The sequence below is a fragment of the Psychrobacter immobilis genome (assembly GCF_904846175.1).
Lineage (GTDB): Bacteria > Pseudomonadota > Gammaproteobacteria > Pseudomonadales > Moraxellaceae > Psychrobacter > Psychrobacter immobilis_E.
In genome coordinates this window covers 119,231-136,300 of sequence record NZ_CAJGZM010000007.1, presented here as the reverse complement: position 1 = coordinate 136,300, position 17,070 = coordinate 119,231, and the positions used below count along the sequence as shown (strand labels likewise).

The 17,070-nt window shown below is 42.3% G+C and carries 15 protein-coding genes; 6 read left to right on the top strand and 9 right to left on the bottom strand.

Features of this window, described 5'->3' with window-relative positions:
• Positions 1-398: 398 nt before the first annotated feature.
• Positions 399-2,045, bottom strand: coding sequence for a chaperonin GroEL (gene groL, locus JMW39_RS10370; RefSeq protein ID WP_201546392.1), 1,647 nt, complete (start codon positions 2,043-2,045; stop codon positions 399-401).
• Positions 2,046-2,155: 110 nt separating this feature from the next.
• Entirely contained in the window at positions 2,156-2,449 is a 294-nt protein-coding gene (locus JMW39_RS10365; protein ID WP_041757514.1) for a co-chaperone GroES, read from the bottom strand.
• Positions 2,450-3,016: 567 nt separating this feature from the next.
• On the opposite strand from JMW39_RS10365, the gene JMW39_RS10360 reads away from it, so the two are divergent.
• A complete protein-coding gene (locus tag JMW39_RS10360; protein WP_201546391.1) occupies positions 3,017-3,787 on the top strand; it encodes a DUF3108 domain-containing protein in 771 nt (256 codons plus the stop codon).
• 108 nt (positions 3,788-3,895) lie between these two features.
• Here JMW39_RS10360 and JMW39_RS10355 read toward each other — a convergent pair whose 3' ends face one another.
• Together JMW39_RS10355 and wrbA are read right to left on the bottom strand one after the other, a co-directional pair.
• Positions 3,896-4,393 carry a hypothetical protein gene (locus JMW39_RS10355; protein WP_201546390.1) on the bottom strand — a complete coding sequence of 166 codons (498 nt, stop codon included), beginning with the start codon at positions 4,391-4,393 and terminating at the stop codon, positions 3,896-3,898.
• Between the two features lie 54 nt (positions 4,394-4,447).
• A complete protein-coding gene (wrbA, locus tag JMW39_RS10350) occupies positions 4,448-5,065 on the bottom strand; it encodes an NAD(P)H:quinone oxidoreductase (RefSeq protein ID WP_201546389.1) in 618 nt (205 codons plus the stop codon).
• Positions 5,066-5,347: 282 nt separating this feature from the next.
• Between wrbA and JMW39_RS10345 the strand changes: the two genes are divergently transcribed.
• From JMW39_RS10345 to JMW39_RS10335, 3 genes are all read left to right on the top strand, one after another.
• Positions 5,348-6,901: a YihY family inner membrane protein gene (locus JMW39_RS10345; protein ID WP_201546388.1), complete on the top strand. Its 1,554-nt coding sequence runs from the start codon at positions 5,348-5,350 to the stop codon at positions 6,899-6,901.
• 212 nt (positions 6,902-7,113) lie between these two features.
• Positions 7,114-8,787 (top strand): DUF2254 domain-containing protein, encoded by a 1,674-nt coding sequence (locus JMW39_RS10340; protein WP_227679486.1) that lies wholly within the window; start codon positions 7,114-7,116, stop codon positions 8,785-8,787.
• A 144-nt stretch (positions 8,788-8,931) separates the two neighbouring features.
• Complete coding sequence (locus JMW39_RS10335) at positions 8,932-10,206, top strand: cation:proton antiporter (RefSeq protein ID WP_201546387.1); 1,275 nt, start codon at positions 8,932-8,934, stop codon at positions 10,204-10,206.
• A gap of 112 nt (positions 10,207-10,318) precedes the next feature.
• Here JMW39_RS10335 and JMW39_RS10330 read toward each other — a convergent pair whose 3' ends face one another.
• From JMW39_RS10330 to JMW39_RS10315, 4 genes are all read right to left on the bottom strand, one after another.
• Positions 10,319-10,876: a DUF2127 domain-containing protein gene (locus tag JMW39_RS10330; protein ID WP_227679485.1), complete on the bottom strand. Its 558-nt coding sequence runs from the start codon at positions 10,874-10,876 to the stop codon at positions 10,319-10,321.
• The gene (locus tag JMW39_RS10325) at positions 10,869-12,080 is read right to left on the bottom strand and encodes a dihydroorotase (protein ID WP_201546385.1); all 1,212 of its coding nucleotides are present in this window, start codon (positions 12,078-12,080) and stop codon (positions 10,869-10,871) included. The genes JMW39_RS10330 and JMW39_RS10325 overlap by 8 nt, the downstream gene beginning before the upstream one ends.
• A 60-nt stretch (positions 12,081-12,140) precedes the next feature.
• Entirely contained in the window at positions 12,141-13,214 is a 1,074-nt protein-coding gene (locus JMW39_RS10320) for an aspartate carbamoyltransferase catalytic subunit (RefSeq protein ID WP_201546384.1), read from the bottom strand.
• A gap of 104 nt (positions 13,215-13,318) precedes the next feature.
• Positions 13,319-13,537, bottom strand: coding sequence for a hypothetical protein (locus JMW39_RS10315; RefSeq protein ID WP_201546383.1), 219 nt, complete (start codon positions 13,535-13,537; stop codon positions 13,319-13,321).
• A gap of 107 nt (positions 13,538-13,644) precedes the next feature.
• Between JMW39_RS10315 and JMW39_RS10310 the strand changes: the two genes are divergently transcribed.
• Together JMW39_RS10310 and JMW39_RS10305 are read left to right on the top strand one after the other, a co-directional pair.
• On the top strand, positions 13,645-14,628 hold the full coding sequence (locus tag JMW39_RS10310) for a class 1 fructose-bisphosphatase (protein ID WP_201546382.1): 984 nt from the start codon (positions 13,645-13,647) through the stop codon (positions 14,626-14,628).
• A gap of 118 nt (positions 14,629-14,746) precedes the next feature.
• Positions 14,747-15,541 carry a TrmH family RNA methyltransferase gene (locus JMW39_RS10305; RefSeq protein WP_201546381.1) on the top strand — a complete coding sequence of 265 codons (795 nt, stop codon included), beginning with the start codon at positions 14,747-14,749 and terminating at the stop codon, positions 15,539-15,541.
• Positions 15,542-15,647: 106 nt separating this feature from the next.
• On the opposite strand, the gene JMW39_RS10300 is transcribed toward JMW39_RS10305, so the two are convergent.
• Complete coding sequence (locus JMW39_RS10300; RefSeq protein WP_201546380.1) at positions 15,648-16,856, bottom strand: cupin-like domain-containing protein; 1,209 nt, start codon at positions 16,854-16,856, stop codon at positions 15,648-15,650.
• Positions 16,857-17,070 lie beyond the last annotated feature (214 nt).

The following is a 17,070-nucleotide window of genomic DNA, read 5'->3' as shown; positions in this document are numbered from 1 at the left end:
CTCATGTCTTTGTTTTTGACACTTCTAATCACTTGTGCTCGAAAATCTGCTGAATAGGTCATTTGTTCTTCTGCCATTTCGCTTGTTTTAAAACGATTGTATCTTATTTAAAAAGAACTGACTATAGTACAATAAAATTAATGACCTTAGAGTGTTTTCTATTTTTTCTTAAAGATTAAATACTTAATTAGTATTCATAATCACGAAAACCTTAAACATAAAAAACCCCGATAAGCTCAGCCTATCGGGGTTTTATTTGGACTAGGTTTAATAAGTACGTTATGACAAAGTCATACTTCTAGCGAAAAGTGATTTATCGAGGAAGACGTGCGAAAACAGTACCTATTGTACATTGAGCGCGTCTGACAAAGAGAAATCGCTTTGTAGCAGAAGTAAAATTACATCATGCCGCCCATTCCACCCATACCGCCCATTCCACCGCCGCCCATGCCAGACATACCATCATCACCCTGCGGCAAATCAGTAATCATGACTTCGGTCGTGAGCATTAAGCCGGCAACAGAAGCCGCATTTTCTAGTGCTGAACGAGCTACTTTTGCTGGATCAAGGATACCCATCTCTAACATATCGCCATATTCACCAGAAGCTGCGTTGTAACCATAGTTACCAGTACCGCTCTTCACTTCGTTGACCACAACTGAGGCTTCTTCGCCTGAGTTGGTCACGATTTGACGTAATGGTGCTTCCATTGCGCGACGTAAGATATTGATACCCGCATTTTGGTCGTCGTTATCACCGCGTAGTTCAGACAATGCATTCATTGCACGAACCAAGGCTACACCACCACCAGGTACAACACCTTCTTCAACCGCAGCGCGAGTGGCATGTAGTGCATCATCAACGCGATCTTTTTTCTCTTTCATTTCAGTTTCAGTTGCAGCGCCAACTTTGATAACGGCAACGCCGCCAGCCAGTTTCGCCATACGCTCTTGAAGCTTTTCTTTATCGTAGTCAGACGTTGATTCTTCAACTTGACGTTTGATAGATTCAACGCGGTTTTCGATATCAGCAGAGTTACCAGCGCCATCAACGATAACGGTGTTTTCTTTACCGATAGTGACTTTTTTAGCCGTACCCAATTGCTCAAGGGTCGCAGTCTCTAGGCTCAGACCAATCTCTTCAGAAATCACGGTACCGCCAGTTAGCGTTGCGATATCTTCAAGCATTGCTTTACGACGATCGCCAAAACCTGGTGCTTTTACGGCACAAGTTTTTAAGCCACCACGCATGTTGTTTACAACCAACGTCGCTAATGCTTCGTTTTCTACGTCTTCAGCAATGATTAGCAATGGTTTGCTCTGCTGCATGACTTGTTCAAGTAATGGCACGATTTCACGGATATTGCTGATTTTTTTATCAACAAGCAAGATATACGGGTTTTCAAATTCAGCCGTTAAGCTGTCTTGTTTATTCGCAAAATATGGGCTGATATAACCACGGTCAAACTGCATACCTTCCACAACTTCTAAGGTATCTTCAAAGCTTGAACCTTCTTCAACAGTGATAACGCCTTGCTTACCGACTTTTTCCATCGCTTCAGCAATCAACTCACCAATTTTGGTGTCTGAGTTAGCAGAGATAGAACCAACTTGGGCAATCGCTTTTGAATCATCAGCTGGCGTTGATAGTAAATGAATTTGCTCAACCGCTGCACGTACCGCTTTATCGATACCGCGTTTTAGATCCATTGGGTTCATGCCAGCAGCAACTGATTTCATGCCTTCTTGCAAGATTGACTGAGCCAATACAGTTGCAGTCGTTGTACCATCACCAGCAACATCATTAGTACGGCTAGCCACTTCACGGACCAATTGAGCGCCCATGTTTTCAAATTTGTTTTCAAGCTCGATTTCTTTGGCAACTGAAACACCATCTTTAGTGATGGTAGGCGCGCCAAATGATTTATCGATAACCACGTTACGACCTTTAGGCCCTAAGGTTACGCGTACCGCGTTTGCTAGAACGTTTACGCCGTCCATCATTTGTTTACGGGCATCAATGCCGAATTTTACGTCTTTAGCCATGTTAAATTACTCCATTATTATAAGTATAGAAATACAATTGAATGAGTCGATATAGTATTGTTAAGAACAATTGTCTTAAATGCGCTGAGTATAAAAATACTCAAAAAGGACTAGCCTTCTAGCACACCCAATACATCAGATTCTTTCATAATAAGTAGTTCTTCGCCGTCAACTTTCACGGTTTGACCAGCATATTGACCGAACAAGACTTTGTCGCCAGTTTTTACATCTAACGCGCGAGTTTCGCCGTTGTCACGAATCTGACCGTTACCAGTTGCTAGCACTTCACCTTGTGAAGGCTTTTCTTGCGCAGAACCAGGAAGCAAGATACCACCAGCGGTTTTTGTTTCTTCTTCTATGCGGCGGACAACAATACGATCATGTAAAGGACGAATATTCATCAATATGTCTCCAATAAGTTGGTTATTTAAAGTAAGGGTTTATTTGAATTAATGATCTCAATACCAAGATCTATCAGAATGACTACTTAAAAGCAGCGTCTTTAAGATAAGCTTTGAGCTTGTATCAAAAAGTGGGGGCAAGGTGAGTTCGGTTCAAGTGTAAAGGCCAAAAATTTACAATAATTTTGCACATCGTCACTTATTCAGTGGTGAATATCATGGATTAAAAGTGATTTGTTTAGAAAACCCTGTCTTAAAGGCTTTAGGGTGATTTTAAAAGCATAGATTTGAATGGTACATTGCAATACTTATAATTTAAACTATATCGTTTATACCTAGTCGATAACTGACCAGTGCTTAATAAGCTTACAGCACGTTACTGCTCATGTACTGTTTAGCGAAACCAGCAACATTGACTACAATAGCCAAACGCTTGCCTCCAACGCTGCCCTTGAAAATGTAACAGAGTATGACAATATATAAGGCTGAGCACATAATAAGATTTATAAAAATACAACAGTTACTGATGACAGCTGATATCACAGCCTGAAAACAAATTAAGGAATATCCATGAGTTTTTTATCAAATAATACACAATCCCTAGCAACCGATGCTAACAACCCAAAACGCAGCCCCTCTAAACTTTTAAGCGCCCTAACTACGGGGGTGAGTATTGCTGCCATTGGAGCTTTAAGTATGACCGCACCTACCCTTGCCAGCGCCAAGAACATTGAACCGTCAAGCGCCAACTACAGCTTTACCATTGAAGATAAATATAAAGGTACTGCTACTCGTACTTTGAATAAGTCTGGCAATACGTGGAAATACAATGTCGATGCTCGGGTGGCTGGTGTCGCGACCGCCGCACAAAATAGCACCTTTACCATTAACGGTAATAATGTCATCCCAACCCAAGCCAGTACCACTTATAAACTATTGGGCGTTGGTCGCACACACAAATTGGACTTTAACCCAAGCACTAAAAAAGTAGTGAGTAACTATAAAGGCAAATCAACAACCCTGAACATGACGCAGCAAGCCTTTGATGATTTGAGCCTCGAGGTGCAAATTCGCCAAGACTTGTTAAACGGTAAATTCTCTGGCAACTATTACATGGCGAAAAAAGATAAGATTGAGAAAACGCCATTTAAAAAATCTGGTAACACTAAAATAACCGTGCCAGCGGGTACCTTTGATACCGTCCGTGTCGACCGTGTGCATGATGATAACAGTCGCTCGACCAGTTTTTGGTTGGCGCCAAGCTTAGATTACTTACCGGTAAAAGTCAGTCAGATTAATGATGGTAAGAAGATGGATTTAGAATTAACCAAGGTTAATTAAGCCATTATCTCTGCATAAAGGGTTAACATAAAAAAGCGGCGCTCTAATTAGAGCGCCGCTTTTTTGCTGTAAATACCGGATACAACAATATAGGATATCAAAACTCATCTAGCGAGAACGTGGATGCTTAACGACATTATTCATTGAAGGTAGGCGTTTTAGTAGAATAAACAGCCAAACGTTGATTGTAAATAACAGAATAAAATCGAGCAAATATACGGCTATTTCAGCCCAACTACTGCCATAAATGCGAGTGAATAGCACTACACCACTTGCCCCGAGATAAACCAGAGTAAACATGCTATCTATCAATAGCGCATAAGGCGAACGTCCGCGTAGTATCGATGGCGTTAAGACAAACGCCGGTACCAACCATAGCGCTTGCCAAGCAATACCGCCGATAACATCTGGATTACTAGGATTAAAAATACTGATTAAAATCGGCAGCGCCAATAATCTAAAAACCAGCCAAACCAACCATGTCACCATCAAACGCTGCCGAATAGGTGTTATCGGTTTTTGCGCCTTCACAGCATTAGTAGCCTGAGCTGTTTTTTCTGCCGGGGTTTGAATGTCATTGTCCTGATTGGAGCGGTTAGTAGCCATGAGAGATATTTATTTCCTAATTGATAGCGGCAAGCAGCAATAGATAGAGGTCAATTAACGCTGCCAATTGGCTTGAGCTAAGGCAGACGCCGTAATCGCCAAGCGGCGCCCTTGAGCAATCGCCAGCTCGCGCTCATCTGCCGATACAGGCTGATCATGTAAAGCGCCGCTCACATGGCTTGCGCCATAAGGTGAGCCACCACCACGGGTGCGATTTAGAGCAGGCTCAGCATAAGGAACGCCTACAATCATCATGCCATGATGCAATAGCGGCATCATCATGGTCAGCAATGTCGTTTCTTGTCCGCCGTGCATCGAACCGGTGGCGGTAAATACGGCTGCCGGTTTGTTTTGTAGATTGCCGGCTAGCCATAGCGTCACGGTATTGTCCCAAAAATACTTCATGGGCGCTGCCATATTACCAAAGTGCGTTGGACTACCAAGCGCAAGGCCACTACAGTCTTTTAAATCATCCATGGTGCAATAAAGGTCGCCTTCATCAGGAATGCCAGGCTTACTTGCGGTAGTTTCAGGCGCAACTGTCGGCACGGTGCGAATACGCGCCGTCATACCAGCGTCTTCAACACCTTGGGCGATGGCATATGCTAATGTCTTAGTCGTACCATAATTTGAATAATAAAGCACCAAAACATAAGGGGCGGTCTGACTCATTAGCAAAACTTCCTTCTAAAAACATTGAGGTTGTTATTTGATATATGTGTTATTTCAGCTATATATATAGCAGACAACAAGCATTATAAATTGATGTACACATTATGCCCGAGTCATTCACTGACATGCAAACAAAGCGCACTTAGCATTATAATTGTACAGATGGTATAGACAACCTTAAACTTACGATTACTTAATGCATTTTGACACAATTAAGTGGCAGATTGTGGACGGCCATTTTTGCTACACTATTTGCACTCTTATTCCTGCTAAATGGTTGTCATGGAAAATCTATTAAAAAAAATCCCTTTTTTACACCAACGTTGGTTTCAGTTTCTGCGTTTTCTGACTCGGCATTTTTTTGAAGACGACTGTCAACAAAAAGCTGCGTCACTCACCTACACGACTTTATTGTCAATTGTGCCTATCTTAACCGTGCTTTTGATGATTTTATCCTCAGTGCCAGCTTTGGCTTCCGTCAGAGCGCAGATTTATGAGGTGGTATATAGCAACTTGCTACCTCAATCAAGCTTACAGGTCAGCAAATATATCAATACCTTTGCTGAGCAATCATCAAACCTGACTATTATTGGCGCGATGGTTTTAGTCTTTACCACCATCATGACTTTGACCACCATTGAGCGTGCTTTTAACCAAATCTGGCGGGTAGAAAATCGCTCCGGCGGTATGAAAAGCATGTTGCGCTATTGGACCATTGTCACTTTGGGACCATTAGTGTTGGGTACAGCATTTCTTGCCTCAAGTGCAGTACAAAGCCTAAGTTTTTTAAACCGACAGATTGCAGGTTATGGCATCGACTGGTCGTTTTGGGTACAAGTCGTCTCCTTTGGTATTACAGTCGCTGGTTTTATCAGTATGTATTGGTTCATTCCAAAAGCCCGTGTCCCTGCAAAAAACGCCGCTATTGCGGGTGTATTTGTCGCGATTATCTTTGAGCTAATGAAGAATCTTTTTGGTACCGTGATGGCAAACTTTACCAGCTATGAAGTCATTTATGGTGCGTTTGCGGCGCTGCCAATTTTCTTATTATGGATATACCTGTCTTGGAATTTGATTTTGTTGGGCGTTGAGATTAGTTATACCTTGACTATTTTCGAGACCGAAGAAGTCTATCCACGCCATCCGCTCTTAAGTTTACTCGATATGTTAAATCTCGTTTATACCCATCATTTAAAAGGTGAGGCAGTCAGTGAACAGGCGCTACGCAATGTATTGGGGCGCAAAGAGCTGCCAAAATGGTATACCTATCTTAAATATCTGCAAGACAGCAATTTAATCACCATGACGGAAGAAGAAGATTATGTGCTGAAAAAAGATTTGAGCAAAATGACCTTGTGGGACTTTTATCGCACTTTGCCTTATCCATTGCCTATCAAAGATGAGCTTGATGAGATGAGTCCAAAGGATCAAAAACCTTGGCTAAGCTTATTGGTCAATCGCTTTGAAAATACAGAAGCCTATGCCAAACAGCAATTGAATGTGCCGCTAAATGCTATCTTTACTCACAGTGAACCACGTAAAAAATCAGCGGAAAATGAAGCCGATTTAGCTAAAAAAGATCGCTCTAAACTCTTTAGAAAATCGAGCGCTGCTACGCCTAGCCATTTATCTAAAGAAAATAAAGGCAGTGATAACGACACGCCGCGCTTTGATCCGGTCGCTTATGACAAAGAAAGCGATATAGAATGCGATGAGCGCAATAATGAAATCATCATTCCTAAAGACATTGGCGATGATAAAGTCAATGCTGATAGTAAACTCGCTACCAATAGAGGCGATATCATTACTGAAGCGGATAATCCAACAGCTACTTAGCTCATTATCATTTTTTATAGTTTTTTATATTAACAATAATTTATAAATAAGCTCCTATCATAGGGGCTTATTTTTTACTAAATTTTTATGGCTTATATGGTAAGGTAATTTACTTTTAAGAGATTTTATTAGCCAAATAGAATCCCTACCTTGTTAATAATAGTGGGATTATTCTTAGGTCGGTTTTTAGGTCATTTTTGGAGCACACAATATTGGACAAACACCCTAAAAATGGCTGGCTTAAATCGGCATGGCTCACAATCATGCACAGGCTAAAGCAATTGACCCAGCTCTGGTCGCTACAGACGCTGACCGATTTACCTGATCGCCTAAGAAATCTATGGCAACAGCTTATTGGCTCTTATTGGTTTATTCCAACCGCTTGCGTAGTAGTAGGTATTTTACTGGCACCTTTATTGGTCACCATTGATGAACATTTCGACCGCGAGACGGTCAGAGAACTTACCTTTGCTTTTACAGGTGATGATGATGCCGCTCGCGCTATTATGACCACCATTGCTGGCGCCGTACTCGGTGTTGCCGGTACCACCTTTTCGATTACGATTGCAGTGTTGTCGATGGCATCTTCACAATTTGGCCCCCGATTGCTGCGTAATTTTTTGACAGATACGCCCAATCAATTTGTCTTAGGTGCGTTTATTGGCACCTTTAGCTATAGTTTATTGGTGTTAAAAGCGATTCATAAATATGATGTTGGTTTTGGGGTGCCGCAATTGGCGGTGACCTTTGCCATTATCATGGCGATTATTTGCGCTTTATTATTGGTTTATTTTGTGCAGCATATGGTGCATGCGATTCAGGCATCGCATGTGATTCAAGGCGCAAGTAATGAGGCAATTAAAAACATTCACTACTGGTATAAAGACCGCTGCGATATCGAGCATCAACGTGACGTTGAGTATCACGACGTCGAACAATTCCATACTTGGCCTGCCACGCCGATTTATTCACCAAGCTCAGGTTATATTCAGCAAATCTACTTTGAGTCCCTTATCACCCTGACCCAAGATTATGCGGGTGTGGTGCAAATAAAGGCTAATCTTGGTAATTTTGTCACTGATAGAAATATTATTGGCTATTTTTATAAGCGTCCAGCCGCCCATTCAGACAATCGCCATCAAACCAACACACTAAAGCTTGCTATCGTCCCACGTGCGCCCGATGGGTTGTTCTGGCAGCGCTTTGCTGGCTGTATACGTATTGAGCAACGCTTAAGCCACTCCAACGATATCGCTTATAGCTTAGGACAAATGACTGAGATTGCGGTACGCGCCTTATCACCGGGTATCAATGATCCAAAAACAGCGGTCAACTGTGTGCAGTCTTTGACCGCTTGTCTAAGTATTATGATGCGTCGTCAGCCACCCAGTCCCTATCACTTCTATCTACCAAACCCAGATAAGTCGACGCTAAATCAATCAAGGTCACATCAACCGACGCCAGATAAAGCAAGCTCAAATAACAGCAATATTGAAAGCGTAAGCAATAAACCACGCGTCGCCATATTAGCCGTCGTGACTCATACCCCCAAAATATCAGACTTTATTGATACATCGCTTGGTGAGATACGGCGTTACGCAACCGCAGACTTAATGGTATTAAAGGCGCTTTGTCAGGCATTGGTGGATCTCAATTATGCCCAAGTTAATAATGTCCAGCAGCAAACGCTATTACATGAGCTGACATTGATTGAACGTGCTGCACAAGACAATCTCAGCTATCAAGAATTGGTCGATGACTTAATCGCCATGTGCCAACAAGCCAAACAATTTATCCTTGAAGAAGACGCCCAACATCAATACTTTGCTTATGCCTCTAAGTTGGATGCTCACATTCATCAAGCACTACAAACACAATCAAGGTAATATCTAAAACAGGCTTTATTGCTAATAATAATTTTGCCATTCATAACTGGCAAGCCAACGCAAAAGTAACTAACATAAAACCCATTCAAACTTTCTAAGTTCTAAATTTAGGGCAATTTTTTATCATTATTTGAGACCTTTTTTATGGCTCCTACCAGCAGCTTGACCATATTAGAAATCAGCGCTATTTTTTTATCGATTACCGCCTTACTGACTTATGTGAATCATCGCTTTATCGGCCTACCAACGACTATTGGCGTGATGGTTATCTCCATTTTATTATCTATCGGTGCGATATTTTTGGGCTTTTTAGGTTTTGATCAGCTGATTGATTACGAAGTAAGTCTATTGGAGCAGCTTGATTTTACCGAAGTCTTATTAGACGGCATGCTGTCTATGTTGCTCTTTGCTGGCGCGCTCCATGTCAATATTGGCGATTTAAAACGTTATAAATTACCTATTGGTATCCTTGCCTGTATTGGCACTATCGTATCGGCGCTATTAATTGCCGCTGCCCTGTACTTTATGCTGCCGCTCTTTGGTTTTGGGCTGCCGTTTTTGTGGTGCTTATTGTTTGGTGCTTTGATATCACCGACCGATCCAATTGCCGTCATGGGTATTTTGGCATCGGCAGGCGCACCAAAAAGTATTGAAACCGTCATCGCCGGTGAATCTTTATTTAATGATGGTATCGGGGTGGTTATTTTCGTACTGCTACTCGGTATTTTATCGAGCGGCGATATTCCAACGGCAAATTATGTCGCCCATACATTAGCCGTTGAAGCTGGTGGCGGTATTATCTTTGGTCTGGTACTCGGGGCAATTTTGTATTACATGCTTAAAAGCATCGACAGCTACCAAGAAGAAGTCTTATTAACGTTGGCAGGCGTGATAGGCGGTTATGCACTCGCCAGCCATTGGCATTTATCAGGTCCACTTGCGATGGTAATGATGGGCTTAATGGTGGGTAATCGCGGACGGGCATTGGCAATGAGCGATAAGACGCGTCATTATATTGATTTATTTTGGGAATTAATCGATGAAATCCTCAACGCTATTTTATTTGTATTAATTGGTCTTGAAGTAGTCATGATTGCCTATTCGGGCAACCTATTTATCGCCGCTGGTTTAACAATTATTATTGCCCTACTGGCACGCTTTATCGTTGTAGGTATGACGACCAAAACCTTTCATCGTCAGCTTGATTTACCGACAGGCGCATGGAAAGTGCTGACATGGGGCGGATTACGTGGTGGTATTTCGGTTGCTTTGGTATTGCAATTGCCTGCTGGCAGCGAGCGCGATATTTTATTGGCGCTGACTTATGCGGTGGTGATATTCTCTATCTTGGTACAAGGTTTGAGCGTTGGTAAAGTCGCCAAAAGCATTCGTACGGATGAGAAAGTCGCAGAGATATAGCCTTTAAATAGTTTTTATTTAGCCGTTTTATTAAAAGAAAAGCCAGTATAAGATAATATACTGGCTTTTTTATGTCTATTAAACCCGTTTATTCGTTTGTATAACAGCCTAGTTATATCAAACCCTTGCGCTTCATATTGCGATAAACCACGATGACTATAATAATATTTGATACCAAGATGGCAAGTTTAAACCAGTCAAATGGGCTAGCAAACAGATAGTAAATCTCAATAGGAATAAATATCCCGTAGCCTAATACCCCAAACCAATACGCCCAGGTTTTGTCTTGCCACAAACCATAGGCTTCAAGAAAGCGCAAACTGGCATAAGCAAAAATTATTAACAAGAATACTGGCCAATTTTTGCTTGCCTGCTGGGCTATACGCACTGCACTATCAACTTGCGGTGCCAGTAGCTGCCCAAAGGTTTGTTGCCAAGAAGCGGTCGCTGTCGTTAGCCAATGCTCAAGGTCGCTATGCCATGACCATAAAGCCCCCGCCCCTAATAACGCACCGACGCCTTTGACCACTTCATATATTGCGACTGCTTTAATAGATTCGCTAGAGGTACTAACGCCACTGAGCGGTGTATGCTGCTGGCTGGTTAAATCTTGGTCGTTATCCTTCGAGGATGGTTGCAGCTTATCATCCTGCCTAGGCAAATTAGCCAAAGAAAGTCTCCACCACACGCCCTTGCAACTGCTCATTGAAGAATGGCGTATTTTTACCATTTGACAGCATGGATTCTGTGGTCACTTGCCACTCAAGATTTGGATCGACCAACACGGCGCCGCCGATATTTTCATACTGCTCGCTAATACCTGCGATGTTTGCCGGATTAAGGCAGATTTTATCGACCAACTGCTCAAGCGTTAATACCTCATCACGTACTAGCTGACATGCCAGCGCCATAAACGTATCAAAGTTTGAGATACCGGGCGTACTTTCAGCAAACGGTGCCTTTTTAGCGGTACTATTTAGCGGCTCATGATGACTGCAAATGGCATCAATAGTGCCGTCTTTTAAACCACGGCGGATAGCTTGCTGATCGGTATTACTACGCAGCGGTGGTAGTACATAAGCTTGGGCATTAAAGCCTTTTAAATTATCATCGGTTAAGTACAGCTGATGCATCGCTACATCACAAGTCACTGGCAAACCTTTGTCTTTCGCCCAGCGCATCAGCTCAATCGAAGACTTACAAGATAACTGGCTAAAATGCGCCGCGATACCAGTTTCTTCCACCATTAATAACTGCGTTGACAAAGCAACCGTTTCTGCAATCCAAGGAATCCCTTGCAAACCATGATATGACGCGATATAGCCTTCATGTGCCACTCCGTCACCAGATAGACTTGGCTCGTCAGGATAAAAGAATACTTTCATATTAAAAGTAGCCGCATATTCCAGTGTGCGCAGTAACACTAAGTCATTGCGAAAAGGGCGACGCGCGTTAGAGACCGCAATACAGCCGCCTTTTTTAAGACCAGCAATATTGGATGGATTCTCTCCTCGAAGTCCTTCTGTCAACGCACCTAAAATATGCAAATAAATACCGCCATCATCAAGCGCACGCTCGCGTAAACCTTTTAACAGCGAGCCGTTTTCTAAAATAGGATTGGTATCAGGCGGAATCACCACATGCAAAAAACCATTGCCACGGGCAGCGCGCCCTTCTGACTCTAAAGTGCCGTGTTGTTGTTGCCCCGGCTCACGTAGGCGCGCGCATAAATCAACTAATGGCGGTAGCAGCCACATTTCACGGCCCGCTGCAACTGCAGCTAATTTATCTGTTGCAGCATTTGGTAATGAGTCTTTAAATGCTTGAGGAAGATGGTTAATTATCGGTGCATCCGTATTTAACATAGTGGTCATGAGCGTTATTACCGTATCAATAAAATGGGATAAATAAATATAAAGCAGCGTGGCAGAGGTTTACTTACTTGCGGCTTGATGAGCGCGCTGACCTTCCATTGCCAGTGACAACACAGCCATACGAATAGCGATACCGTTATTTACCTGCTTTAAAATCACAGATTGCACACCATCGGCGACGCTTGAGGCAATCTCAACCCCACGGTTCATCGGCCCTGGATGCATCACCAAGGCATCAGGCTTAGCCAATGCCATGCGCTCTGGTGTAATACCATAGTGTTTATAATATTCACTCGATGACGCCAGCAGCGGCGAGCCAATGCGCTCATTTTGTATTCTTAATCCCATAATGACATCACAGTCCGTGACACAGTCATTCATATCTTCATAGACTTGTACGCCGAAACGCTCAATACCTTTCGGTAACAAAGTACGCGGCGCGCAGACGCGGATGTCTTTTACACCCAAGGTTTGTAGGGCACTGATATCTGAGCGTGCAACCCGTGAATGCTTAATATCACCGACGATAGCCACTGACAACTCTTCAAATGGTCGCGGCGCTTCACGATGAATGGTCAGCATATCAAGCATCCCTTGCGTTGGATGCGCATGCCAGCCATCACCGCCATTAATAATGGCAATATCTGGTGTTACTTCTGTGGCCATGAAATGAGCAGCGCCCGACGCTGAATGCCGTACCACAAAGATATCTGCCGTCATCGCTTGTAGATTCCACAAGGTGTCGCGCAAGCTTTCACCTTTTTTGGTACTAGAGCGCTCGATATCGATGTTTAAGACATTGGCACCGAGACGCTTTTCCGCGACTTCAAAAGTGGTACGGGTACGCGTCGATGGTTCAAAAAACAAATTCATCACCGTATAGCCTTCAAGCTCAGGGCGGTTAATCAGTTGCCCATTATCATCAAAAAACGACTCAGCTTTGGCAATAATTGATTGTAATTGCGCTTTATTAAGACCTTCCACACCCAAAAAATGGCGAATGCTACCATCAGCATTCAGCTGCGGACGACTCAACGACGCATCCAGTTTCTCATGAATGGTATCAGGGTCGAATTTAGCATAATCCGTTGGCGAGACTGTCTGGGTTGAGCGGCTATCGGTAGAATTTGGCATAATGGCAGGTCTTTATTGTTGGTTTATATGATTTGCTAAGCATCATTTATGCGTTTTTTGGCGATTTATGGTCGATAAGCACGGAGACAAGGACATTTCGGCACTTATTTGCTACAATTTACACCTATGGCAATGACAGACATAACGCCGTAAAAACAGACGTCTTTGTCCTCTTTTTGGGCAATAGCCGTAGACTTGTTAAAATCACCATTAGAAATCCGCTTAGCCAAACGATAAATAAATAATAATAGCGCTAGTGTAGCTGATTTTGTGGTCAGGACAAAGATGCCTTGCGGGGTATTTAAAAATTTACCAGATTTCATGCCATTAAGTGTGACCTAAAAGACTTCTCAAACCTTTATATACTCTTTACCCTCACTTGCCTCAATTTTAAAAACATTCATTTTAATAGCTTTTATCAGGAACCATTATGAAAACCTTAGCAAACTACCTAGACGCTCATGCCAGCAACCCTGCCCTAAATGACGTGATTACTACCGTGACTGATGTCGGTAAGACCATTTCGCAATTACTGAGAAAAGGCGCGCTAGCAGATATTCTTGGCGAAGCGGGCAATCAAAATGTTCAAGGTGAAGAGCAGAAAAAACTCGACGTATTAGCTAACGATTTATTATTAGATGCGTTGGCAAAAAACAGCCATTGTGCGGGTGTCGCTTCAGAAGAGCTCGATGATGCCACCCCTGCCAATGCTGATGGTAGTTTACTGGTATTGTTCGACCCACTTGACGGCTCATCAAATATCGATATTAATATGGCTGTCGGTACGATCTTCTCTATTTTACCGTACCAACGCCAAGGTCAAATCAGTAAAAATAGCGACTTCTTACAAGCTGGTAATCAACAGTTAGCCGCCGGTTATTTATTATATGGTACCTCTACGGTATTGGCGCTGACCATCGCCGATAATGTCGTGATGTTTAGCTTAGACCCTGATACCAATGAGTATGTGCTGATAGAAGAAAATGTCACCATCGATGCTGATACCAGTGAATACGCTATCAATGCGTCAAACTATCGCTACTGGCGCGCGCCGATGCAGCAGTATATCGACGAACTCATCGCTGGCAAAACTGGTGTTCGTAGTCGCGATTTCAATACCCGCTGGGTGGCGGCGATGGTCGGCGATGTACATCGTATTCTTTGCCGTGGCGGGATTTTCACTTATCCATTTGATACAAAATATGCGAATAAAGCGGGCAAGTTACGCCTCATGTATGAGGCCAATCCGATGAGCTTACTCATTGAGCGTGCAGGCGGTGCTGCTACTGACGCAGTCAATCGTATCTTGGATATAGCACCAACTGATATTCACCAACGTGTGCCTGTGGTACTTGGTAGCAAAAATGAAGTCGAGTATGTTAAGAATCTGCATGTAAATTATACTGATAAATAATTCAGCTGACCCCAATCTGCTAACCGTCATTACAAAGCGATATAATCGATATACCTTATGTTGATAGTCCTTATAATAACGGTTCAAACTTTATATATTTTTTTCTAAGCGAACCATTATGGTAGCAAATCCCACCGAGCTTATTACCTCAGATAAAAACACGACCGTCAAGCTTGTCAAAGGCTTATTGACGCAAGCGCGCCAACGCAAAAAGCAAGGTCAAACCGTCATTGAGGGTGTGCATTTAATCGATGCGGCTTTGCGTAGCGATTATCCGTTCGTGCAAATACTGCTTGCAGACTCAGCGCATCAGCATCCTGAAGTTCAGCAGATTTTAACGCGACTACCGACCTACACGCCTATCTTGACTTTGTCTGATACCCTGTATAAGAGTATTCGTAGCTTAGGTACCGGTATCGACATTATGGCGCTGATTAATATACCAGTGCCCAGCTTAGCAGCAATTAGTGATGACTGCCTAATTCTCAATGATGTACAAGACAATGGGAATGTTGGCACGCTATTACGTACTGCTGCTGCAGTTGGCATACGCAACATCCTGTGTACCGGTGCTACTGCGCAAGCATGGTCACCAAAGACGCTTAGAGCAGGTATGGGCGCGCATTTTGCCCTAACCATTTATGAAGATCTAAGTGTGCAAGATATTTTGGATTATGTACAAACGCCGCTATTTGCGACCAGCTCGCATACCGATACAGTCATTTATCAGCATGATTTAAAGCAACCTATTGCTTGGATTATGGGACATGAAGGGCAAGGCGTTTGTGATGAGTTGATGCAGTGTGCCACCCCTATCGCTCTACCGCAGCCTAATGGGCAAGAAAGCTTGAATGTAGCGATTGCAGGCTCATTGTGCTTGTATGAGACTCTGCGTCAGAGAAACTACTCTTAAAACATAAAGTCATATATGTAGAATAGATAAAAAAATGACTAAATAAATAATTGTATTTATTTAGTCGTTTTTATTTAGAGCTTATTTGCTTAACTCTATAAACGCATCAACCTTGTGCGGCCATGAAGCTCGCAGAATAGTTATTCGGTGCGTTAAAGTTGGTGAAACTAATGCTAATAGATTTATCTAACCCTTCTACGCAATGCCACCATCCAATAGGAATGAATAACGCATCACCTGCATTAATAGTGACTTCAACTGGTGTCACATGCTGCATTAATGGGTGCTTTTTTAGATCGAAATTAGGAAAATCTACTTCACTATACACGTGCAAGTCATTATAGAGCCAAGGCACTTGCCAAGCTGGAATCAAAGTAACCTTCTTAGAGCCATATACTTGAACCAACATGTTGTTAGTTAAGTCATGATGCAATGGCGTAAAGGTACCTTTGGGCCCCATCCAAAAATACGTACTAAAAGCTGCATCATTATCTAGAAGATGGCGGTAGCCTTCACCAAAATCACCTATGTCATCAAGTGCTGGCTTAATGGCTTCAACGTTTTGTTGCGTGTTATTGGCAGTCATATAATAGTTATTACTTTCACCGTCATTTTCTATCATATTGACAAATTCAGACATCAGCATCGATTTGCGATACTTATCAGAATGGCGCTCAAAAAGCGCATCAGTCTCGCGATCAAACTGCACCTCAATTTCTGCATCTCCTAAAACTTCAGCAAAGTATTGTGGGCTCCACTTTTTGAGGGCAGGCCAATGATTAATACCATTTTTTAGTACCACAGGTTTGTGCTTGCTATAATAATCTCTAATAAAGGTTTCAAACGCTGGCGTATCGATGACATCAATTTTTTGATTGTATCCGGGATCCAATCTAGCTAGATCGTCGCAGGTCTGAAGAAGCCATTCTCGTTTATTTAAAATTTTAGTAGGTTTAAGTCCGGCTTTCAAATAAGGGCTTTTAGATGCGGTTTCTAGTTCTAGTAAAACCTCTGCATGAGTATAACCTTGTTGCAATAATACTTGGGCGATATTATCTTTACTCACTCCTTGTAGTAAATTTAAACCCACCCATTCTTTCAAATTGTTTGGCAGCTTTCTAATATCTTGTTTACTTTCATTTGTATCTCTATTTAAACCTTTCTTCAAAGCTATTTGAATTTGAGTATCTGAAAATTTATTGTCTTTTAGTGTCTGTATAATTACCTCTTTTGAAATACCCCGCATAATATTCGTCGTAATCCAATCATCCCATTCTTTAGGTAACTGTTCTGTAAAATCCATTGCTACATTCATCCTTTCCTCCTAACTATTTAAAAAATTAATCAGCATATTGACTAGCTTATAAAATAAATTTTTATCATTGAAAAACTTTATTTGACCTAGATTCTTGATTCCGTTTATTCAAAATAGATAATCACATAGCGCCATAATGATAATATCATTTATAAAAAACGTATTACTTAATAGCTAGATATTACTTTAGTCTACTATAGAAGATTATCCTATA